Raw genomic sequence first — 8,294 nt, 5'->3', positions numbered from 1 at the left:
GCCCGACGCGGGCCGGGCGCCGGCAGCGCGAGCCGGCCGGCAGTGCGGACCGACCGGCAGTGCGGACCGACCGGCAGTGCGGACCGACCGGCAGTGCGGACCGACCGGCAGTGCGGACCGACCGGCGAGGCGGGCCGAACCGGCCTCGCTACGGCTGGCGAACGCGGCCGCGGCCAGCGGCGACATCAGCTACCGGATGCGCCTCGAGACCGGCACCGGGCCGGGGCCCGACGGGAAAACCGGTGAAGGGGCGGACCGGCACCGGCACCTTCACCGCAAAGCTCACGCTGTTCGACTACGGGGTGAAGGTGCACGTCAAGCGGCCCGCTCACCGGGACGGCTCCGCCGCGCCGCGGGGTCACGGCCGGCGGGGCCGTCGCTGCACCACGTCGGCCAGCACCGAGGTCACGAACTTCCCGATCGCCGCGGCGCCGGGCGGGCCGGGGTCGCGGTCGGTGAACAGCAGGTGCCCGCCGCCGACCAGCGACAGGGTGAGGGAGTCGAGGTCGGCGTCGGCCGCGATCCGGCCCAGGTCGCGCTCGTCGGCCAGGTACGCCGAGACCGCGGTGGTCACCTGGCCCAGGATCGCGATGCCGCCGCCGGGCCGGGCCTGCCGCAGCCGTGCGCGCAGCTCGTCCCGGAACGTGATGAGCGGGATGATCGCCAGCGGCACCGGTCCGAACAACGTGGTCAGCGCGCTGGTCAGGTTGTCGGCCGGCGTGCCGGTGCCGGCGGACTTGCGCAGCGCCTCGGCCTGCGTCTCGAGTTGCGCGGCCCGGTCGAGCACGAGGTCGGCGAGGAAAGCGTCGAAGTCGGGGAAGTGCCGGTGCAGGACCCCTTTGGCGCAGCCGGCCTCGTCGGTGACAGCCCGGCTGGTCAGCCCGGCCGGCCCTACGCGGAGCAGGACGCGTTCAGCGGCGTCGAACAGCTGCTGCCGCGCATCCCGCAGATGCACTCCGGTCGGCACTCGCGATCCTCCCTGGGGCGTTGCCTAGTGGGCATGTGCCCACTAAGGTGGGCACATGCCCACCTTACCGCCCGATCCACCTGCGACGGAGCTGCACCAGGCCCGGTCGATGGCCGAGTCGTTCGGCACGGACGCACAACGCTACGACCGGGCCCGGCCCGGCTACCCCGAGGCTCTCGTGACGCGGATCGTCACCGGCAGCCCCGGGCCTGACCTGCTCGACGTGGGCTGCGGCACCGGCATCGCGGCCCGCCAGTTCCAGGCGGCCGGGTGCGAGGTGCTCGGCGTCGAGCCCGACGGCCGGATGGCCGGCTTCGCCCGGGCCCGCGGCCTGCGGGTCGAGGTGGCGACGTTCGAGGCGTGGGAGCCGGCCGGCCGGACGTTCGACGCGGTGACCGCGGCCCAGTCGTGGCACTGGATCGACCCGGTCGCCGGCCCGCGCAGAGCGGCCGAGGTGCTGCGTCCCCGGGGCCGGTTGGCGATCTTCGGTCACGTCTTCGAGCCGCCCGCCGCGGTGGCCGAGCCGTTCGGGGCGGCTTTGCGCAGGGCGGTGCCGGACCTGCCCTTCGGCGAGCTGCCGGCCCAGCCGGCCCTCGACATGTACCAGGCCGGATACGCGAAGATCGCCGACACGATCCGCGCGGCGGGGCTGTTCTCCGAGCCCGAGCAGTGGCGCTTCGACTGGGAGCAGGCGTACACGCGCGACGAATGGCTGGCGCTGCTGCCGACGACCGGTGGCCTCACCCGGCTGCCACCCGACAAGACGGCCGGCATCCTCGACGCGGTCGGCGCCGCGATCGACGAGCTCGGCGGAGGCTTCACGATGTCGTACACGACCTTGGCGGTCAGCGCTGTGCGGACCTCGGCCACGTCGTAGAGGGAGCCGTCCACCACCGGGACGACTCCCTCTCCGTGCCGCTGACTCTTCCCCCGTTACTCGCCCGAGGGTGCCGGCAAGGTGGTGCCGAGGCGGACGGGCGTACCGAAGTTCGGTGTGCCGTCGGCGTTCCAGGTGAACTTCTGCGCGCGGGTCGAGCGGTTCATGTCGCAACCGCCGGAGGCCGAATCGTTGGCGTGGTAGACGATCCAGTCCTCGGTGCCGTCCGGTGACTTGAAGAAACCGTTGTGGCCGGGGGCGTACACGCCGTTGGCATCGCTGCGCTGGAAGACCGGGGTCGACTTCTTGGTCCAGTGCGCCGGGTTCATCGGGTCGGTGCCGGTCAGCGTGAGCAGGCCCAGCTTGTAGTCGGGTCCCCAGCAGGCCGAGGCCGAGTAGACGACCATCACCTTGCCGTTGTGGTACAGCGGCTCCGGTCCCTCATTGACCGCGCCGGTCTGCCGCTCCCAGCTCAGCGTCGGCGAGCTCAGTCGCACCCGGGAGCCGGTCGGGGTCCAGGGATTGCTGAGCCGCTGGATGAAGTTGCTCTGCCCGGCCCCGTCCCCGCCGTAGGTGCCCATCAGGTACAGGCTGCTGCCCACCTTCAGCACGCTCGCGTCCAGCTGCCAGTCGGCGCCCAGATCGGCCTTGAACGTGTACGGGCCCATCGGATCAGTCCCGGCCGACTCGAGCACGTGCAGCCGCTGCGTCGGGTTGTAGTCCGAGACGTTCTGACCGGCCACATAGTACAGGTACCAGCGGTTGCCGTTCGGGCCGTTGAGCAGATGGAACTCGGGCGCCCACATGTTGCAGCAGCCGTTGGCCCGGCCGGCCAGGTTGAAGACCGTGGTGTCGGCGGCGGTCGCCAGCCCGGCCAGGGTGCTCGACCGGCGCATCGTGACGGTGGAGTTCCACGTCGTCGTGGCCAGGTAGTAGAAGCCGTTGTGGTACTGCAGCCACGGGTCCGGCCCGTTGCGTTTGATGGGGTTGGTGAAGGAGCCGGCCGTGGCGGAGAGCGAGATCAGTTGCCACTGCTGGTTGGCGCCGTCGAGGTCCTGGTACTGCGAGACCATCGCGCCGTCGGCGGTGCTCCACTGCCAGACCTCGACGGCCTTGCCGCTGGACCGGTTGATCAGCCGGGCGTATCCGCCGGCCGAGTCGGCCAGGCGGAACTGCTGGCGGCTGTCGTTGCGGTCGGCGTTCTGCACGAGCTGGATGCCGTCGGTGCTGCTGGGCAGGTCGAGGACCTTGCCGCTGTGCACCGACTGCACCCGGTACCAGCCGCCGCCGGAGTCGAGGAAACGCCATTGCTGCCAGGCGCCGTCGTTGCGGGCGTACTGGTTGACGGCGGCGCCGTCGTTCGTGGCCAGGTTGTAGACGTCCAGGGCCTTGCCGCTGTTCCGGTTGACCAGCACGTAGGGCACGTTCGGTTGCACTGTGGCGGCTTCGGCGGCCGGCACGGCGATCGCCGTGCCCACCGCGGCGAGCATCGTCACCACGCCGAGGAGCAGGATTCTTCGCATCGTCGGGTCTCCTTCGCGGTCAGTGGACGAACGGCCAGCCGGCCGCGTCGTACCCGATGAGGTTGATGCCGAGGTTCGCGGCCCCGCGGTCGGTGTAGTAGTGGTAGACCAGCAGCTCGGAATCGGTGTCGGCCAGCACGGCCTGGTGGCCGGGGCCGTGGATGCTGCCGTGCCCGGCGAGGACCTGGGTGCCGCCACCGGAGGTCAGAGCGACCCCGTTGCGATCGACGTACGGGCCGGTCGGGCTGCTCGAGCGGCCGACCATGATCCGGTACGTGCTGGCCGCGCCCTGGCAGCACCGGTCGAAGGAGACCCACTGGTAGTAGTAGGCGCCGTGCTTGACGATGAACGGCGCCTCGATCGCGCCACCACCCCGGCCGGCGATGCTGCGCAGCGTGGTGTCCGCGCGCTTACCGGTCGACGGGTTCAGGGCCACCATCTTGATGCCGGACCAGAAGGAGCCGAAGCTCAGCCACCAGGCCCCCGAGTCGTCCACGATCAGGTTCGGGTCGATCGCGTTGTAGTTGTCCGAGGTCCGTGACTCGACGACCAGGCCGCGGTCGGTCCAGGTCCCGGAGGCCCCGGTCGGGCTGGTGGCCAGGAAGATCGCCGAGTGGTTGGAGCCGAACGACGAGGCCGAGTAGTACAACCAGTACTGCCCGTTGTGGAAAGAGATGTCGGGCGCCCACAGGTTGCGGCTGCCGGCCGTGTAGGGCGTGGTCCACGGTGCCCCGCCGGGGAAGACCGTGCCCGCGTTACGGAAGGCCGTCCGGTCCGAGGAGGTCTTCAGCGCGATGTTGTCACCGGTGTGCGCCACGATGTAGGTGCCGCCCGGCGTCTTCACCATCGTCGGATCGTGGACGCCGATGTCGCCCGTGACCAGCCCGGGACCGGGGTAGGCGGCCGGGGGCACGGTGGGTGTCGCGGCGGCTCGGGGCGCCGGTGCCGTGGCGGCCTGCGCGTTGACGGCGACCGTCGTCGCGGCGACCAGCGTGGCGGCCACCGCAGCGGCGAGCGCGCCGCGCCGAACGGTTCTCCTGCGTGTCGTGGACATGCGTCTCCTCGGGGATGGCTCGTCGCGCTCAGCAGCGCACTCAGGGGAAGGGACATCGAGCCGTGTGGATGTCCCGGTCGATGTTAACGGTCACAATTGTGATGTCAAGGTTTCGGTTATGTGAAGGCGGCTCATCGGGTCGTCCAGTTTGGCGGTGCGTGCGGCGGGTATCGACACGCAGTGAGTACTGAAGACACCCGAACAGTGGCGCGGCGGACGATGGTCGTCATCGGCCTGGCGCTGGCCACCCTCCTGCTCTATTACCTGATCCGGGCGACCAGCCAGGTGCTGACCTGGATCGTCATAGCCGCGTTCTTCGCCGTCGCTCTGAACCCGGCGGTCAGCTGGGTGCAGCGCCGCGCCGCGTTCGGCCGGCGCTGGCTGGCCACGCTGCTGGTCTTCCTCGTCGCGTTCGCGCTCCTCGGTGGCCTGATCACGCTGTTCGTCGTACCCCTGGTCCGCGAGGGATCTCAGGTGGTGGCCGACTTCCCGAAGATCATCGAGGACGCCCGGGCCGGGCGCGGCCCGGTCGGCGGCCTGATCGAACGCTTCAACCTGCTGGAGTACGCGCAGAACAACGCCGACCGGTTCCGCGAGTACGCCGGCCGCCTCGGCGCGCCCACCCTGGCCGTGCTGCGCGGGGCGGCGACCAGCGTCGCGGGCATCGTGACCATCTTCGTGCTCTCGTACCTGATGGTGCTGGAGGCCCCGAAGGTCGTCGCCGGGTTCCTTGCCCTGTTCGACGACCGGCGCGCCGAGCGGATCCGCCGGGTCGGGCACGACTGCGCCAAGACCGTCACCGGCTACATCACCGGCAACCTGCTGATCAGCATCATCTGCGGCGGCCTCACCTACGCGGTGCTGGCGATCATGGGGGTGCCGTACGCGGGGCTGATCGCTCTGTTCGTCGGGCTCGCCGACCTGATCCCGCTGGTCGGCGCCACCCTGGGCGCGGTCGTCGCGACCCTGGCGGCCTTCGTCCAGTCCACCACCGCGGGCATCGTCGTCATCGTCTTCTTCGTGCTCTACCAGCAGCTGGAGAACCACCTGCTGCAGCCGCTGATCTTCGCCCGCACGGTCAAGGTCAACCCGCTGACCGTGCTGATCGCGATCCTGATCGCGGTCGAGCTGGCCGGGATCCTGGGCGCGCTGCTGGCCATCCCGGTCGCCGGCATCATCCAGATCATCGCCCGCGACATCTGGGACACCCGGCGCGGCCGGCTCAAGCCCGAGCCGACCGTGGGCGAGGACGAGGTGCCGATCGGCGCCGCACCGGCCGGGCCGCAGGCCACGAACGGTCCACCCGGCTCCACTCCGGAGACGGTGGACCACCCCGGCACCGCACCGTCAGCGACGCGCAGCCCCGGTGCTGCGGGTCGCCGGCCCGGCACTCCCGGTGCGGATCCGCGGGAGGGCCGGAACGGCTCCGTCGCCGTCGACGGAGGCGACCAGCCCGCCTGACCTTCTCCCGGCATCGATCCAGAGACGACGGGCCACCGCATCGCCGGTGGCCCGTCGTGCTGTCGGCGGTGGCCGGCTGCGCTCGCTACAGTGGAGGTATGGCGACGAGCGACCGGCGCGGACTGCTGCTGCGGTCGCTGCCTGTCCTCGTCCTGCTGACCCTCGTGCTGGCCGCAGCCCCACAGCCATCCCCTTCGCGTCCGCAGGCTGCCGTCTCCACCTCCGCCGCCGTGCCCGCCCCGGCCACGGCGGAAGACCCGGCTACCGAAACCGCGGCGACCGACGACCCGCCGGCCGACCACGTCACCGCCCTCGCGGCCCAGTCGACCGCGAGCGCCCGCGGTTGTCGCGCTCCGCCCGTCGCCTCCGCCTGATCGCCCGGCGGCGTTCCCGCCGCGTGGTGGTCACAGCCTGTCATCGACACGAGCGGACACCTCGACGGACGGACTTCTCCCATGAACGTGATCGCGGAAATGCTGCTGACCGAGCCCGCCCCGGCGGCGATCTGGGCGACGCTGATGCTGCTGACGTTCCCGGCACTCCTGCTGCTGGGCAGCCCCACCGCCGCGCGTCACCCGCGGCGCGCAGCCCGGGAATGGGTGGCGGCGCTGCGCCGCCGCGACGAGGAACACCAGGCCCACGCAGCCGAAGCCGCCCAGGCGGCCCGGTGCGCCGAGGAGATCCGCGCGGCCGCCGATCACGCCGTCACGAGCGCGCAGCGGTGGCAGCGGCTGTGGGAACAGAGCGAGGACGAGATGAACGCCACCTGGCCGGCGTGGCTCGACGCCGACGCCCGGCTGCGCAAGGCTCTGACCGCGGCGGCCTGGGGGACGCCGCCCACGGCGCGGACCTGCGAGGAGTACGCGGCCCGCGAGCGCTACCTGCACCGTACGGTGTCAGCCGCCACCGACCGGGGTGAGCTGCCCGCCGAGGCCCTGGCCGACTGGCCCGGCTGGGATGCCCGGCTCCACCCGGCCGTGCAGGACGTCGTGATCGCCCGCGCCTCGGCGGCCTGGCTCCGGCAGAGGTACGAGCAGGCCGTCGCCGCGGAGCGCACCGCCCGGCACGACGCCGAGCGCGCTCGCCGTGCCGTCGGCAGCCTGCGGCACGAAGCGCACGTCGCCGCCGTCCGGGCCACGGAGCTGAACGGGCTCCGGCCCGCTCCCCGCCGCACCAGGGCTGCGGCGGGTCACGGGCCGGAGGCGGTCCCGGCGAGCTGACCGGTCAGGCCCGCGTCCACTTCTGGTTGGCGGTGCCGGCGCAGTCCCAGAGCTGCAGCTGCGATCCGTTCGCCGTGCCGTTGTTCACCACGTCGACGCAGCGGTTGGCCGCCGGGTTGACCAGGTCTCCCCCGGCGCCGAGGGTGAAGCGCTGCGCGTTGGTGCCGTTGCAGGTGTAGAGCTGGATCGCCGTACCGTTCGCGGTGCCCGCGGCGGCCGCGTCCATGCACTTGCCCAGCGCCCGCACGGTGCCGTCACCGGCGATCGTCCACTGCTGCGCCGCGCTGCCGTTGCAGTCGTAGATCTGCAGCCGGGCGCCGTCGGCCGGGTTCGCCCCGGGCACGTCCACGCACCGTCCACTGAGGTCGGAGCGCAGCGCGGCGGTCGTTCCCGGGGGCGGCGTGGCGTTCGCGTCGGCCCAGACGTAGGTGCCCACCGTCTTCGCGGGCAGGGTGCCGGTGAACTGCTGCGTGCCGGCGCGCACAGTGAAGGTCTGGTTGGCGGTGCTGCGGTTGACCACCACCGTGACGAGGCTGCCGTCCGGGTTCAGGAACGCGACGTTGGTGACGGTGCCCGCCGAGCCGTTGTTGGTGTCGACGCGCTTGGCGCCGCGCTGGATGAACTTGGAGAACTGGGCGGTCAGGTAGTACTCCGGCAGCGCCCACACGGTGTCCGGGGCGGACGGGTTCTGCACCAGCATGGTGGGGTCGGGTGCGCCGGTCCACTTCTCCGGTGCCCGGTTCTGGTCCAGCATCGTCACCCAGTTCTGGTACATGACGGACTGGTTGCGCAGGTAGTCGACGATGCGGTTCGCTCCGGTCGTACCCCAGACCGCCCGTTCGGTCATCGCGACGTCCTTGCTCGGATAGCTGGCCTTGACCTGGCCCATCAGCGACGGGTCACCGGCGTAGTCGTGGAAGGCGAGCCCGTCGACGGCGTTGAACGCGTCACTCGGGCTGCCCGGACTGCCCAGCACACCGCCGATGTACGACGGCCCCTCCGCGAAGTTGTGGTCGAAGGCCCAGATCTTCGTGCCGCCGACGCCGTTGCCGGTGAACTCGGCGCGCAGGGCCGAGGCGAGCCGGCGTTCCTGATCCGGCTCCTCTCTGTGTCAAGATGCTGGCGCGAGTGACGTTCTAAGCTTGTTGTCGGCGGGTTCGGGAAGTGACTTCTCCGAAGAGTCGGTGTGGGG

8 protein-coding genes are annotated in these 8,294 nt (G+C 71.5%); 4 read left to right on the top strand and 4 right to left on the bottom strand.

Features of this window, described 5'->3' with window-relative positions:
* Positions 1-358: 358 nt before the first annotated feature.
* Positions 359-967, bottom strand: coding sequence for a TetR/AcrR family transcriptional regulator (locus ACWEOZ_RS43775; RefSeq protein ID WP_451916584.1), 609 nt, complete (start codon positions 965-967; stop codon positions 359-361).
* 55 nt (positions 968-1,022) lie between these two features.
* On the opposite strand from ACWEOZ_RS43775, the gene ACWEOZ_RS43770 reads away from it, so the two are divergent.
* Positions 1,023-1,844, top strand: a complete 822-nt coding sequence (locus ACWEOZ_RS43770; RefSeq protein WP_451916583.1) for a class I SAM-dependent methyltransferase — start codon at positions 1,023-1,025, stop codon at positions 1,842-1,844.
* A gap of 56 nt (positions 1,845-1,900) precedes the next feature.
* Here ACWEOZ_RS43770 and ACWEOZ_RS43765 read toward each other — a convergent pair whose 3' ends face one another.
* A complete protein-coding gene (locus ACWEOZ_RS43765; protein WP_451916582.1) occupies positions 1,901-3,367 on the bottom strand; it encodes a family 43 glycosylhydrolase in 1,467 nt (488 codons plus the stop codon).
* Positions 3,368-3,386: 19 nt separating this feature from the next.
* Complete coding sequence (locus ACWEOZ_RS43760; protein ID WP_451916581.1) at positions 3,387-4,421, bottom strand: arabinan endo-1,5-alpha-L-arabinosidase; 1,035 nt, start codon at positions 4,419-4,421, stop codon at positions 3,387-3,389.
* 180 nt (positions 4,422-4,601) lie between these two features.
* Between ACWEOZ_RS43760 and ACWEOZ_RS43755 the strand changes: the two genes are divergently transcribed.
* The 3 genes from ACWEOZ_RS43755 (at position 4,602) to ACWEOZ_RS43745 (ending at position 7,102) form a co-directional block, all read left to right on the top strand.
* Positions 4,602-5,882 carry an AI-2E family transporter gene (locus tag ACWEOZ_RS43755; RefSeq protein ID WP_451916580.1) on the top strand — a complete coding sequence of 427 codons (1,281 nt, stop codon included), beginning with the start codon at positions 4,602-4,604 and terminating at the stop codon, positions 5,880-5,882.
* Between the two features lie 98 nt (positions 5,883-5,980).
* Positions 5,981-6,256 carry a hypothetical protein gene (locus ACWEOZ_RS43750; protein ID WP_451916579.1) on the top strand — a complete coding sequence of 92 codons (276 nt, stop codon included), beginning with the start codon at positions 5,981-5,983 and terminating at the stop codon, positions 6,254-6,256.
* 81 nt (positions 6,257-6,337) lie between these two features.
* Positions 6,338-7,102 carry a hypothetical protein gene (locus tag ACWEOZ_RS43745; protein WP_451916578.1) on the top strand — a complete coding sequence of 255 codons (765 nt, stop codon included), beginning with the start codon at positions 6,338-6,340 and terminating at the stop codon, positions 7,100-7,102.
* 4 nt (positions 7,103-7,106) lie between these two features.
* Here ACWEOZ_RS43745 and ACWEOZ_RS43740 read toward each other — a convergent pair whose 3' ends face one another.
* A complete protein-coding gene (locus tag ACWEOZ_RS43740) occupies positions 7,107-8,078 on the bottom strand; it encodes a ricin-type beta-trefoil lectin domain protein (RefSeq protein WP_451916577.1) in 972 nt (323 codons plus the stop codon).
* Positions 8,079-8,294 lie beyond the last annotated feature (216 nt).

The sequence above is a fragment of the Actinoplanes sp. NPDC004185 genome (genome assembly GCF_053603475.1).
The sequence above is the reverse complement of the archived record's forward strand: the minus strand, read 5'-3'. Positions and strand labels throughout refer to the sequence as shown.

Coding starts and splice junctions, on each gene's coding strand:
- ACWEOZ_RS43770 (WP_451916583.1), top strand. CDS start 1,023: ATGCCCACCTTACCGCCCGATCCACCTGCGACGGAGCTGCACCAGGCC.
- ACWEOZ_RS43765 (WP_451916582.1), bottom strand. CDS start 3,367: ATGCGAAGAATCCTGCTCCTCGGCGTGGTGACGATGCTCGCCGCGGTG.
- ACWEOZ_RS43760 (WP_451916581.1), bottom strand. CDS start 4,421: ATGTCCACGACACGCAGGAGAACCGTTCGGCGCGGCGCGCTCGCCGCT.
- ACWEOZ_RS43750 (WP_451916579.1), top strand. CDS start 5,981: ATGGCGACGAGCGACCGGCGCGGACTGCTGCTGCGGTCGCTGCCTGTC.
- ACWEOZ_RS43745 (WP_451916578.1), top strand. CDS start 6,338: ATGAACGTGATCGCGGAAATGCTGCTGACCGAGCCCGCCCCGGCGGCG.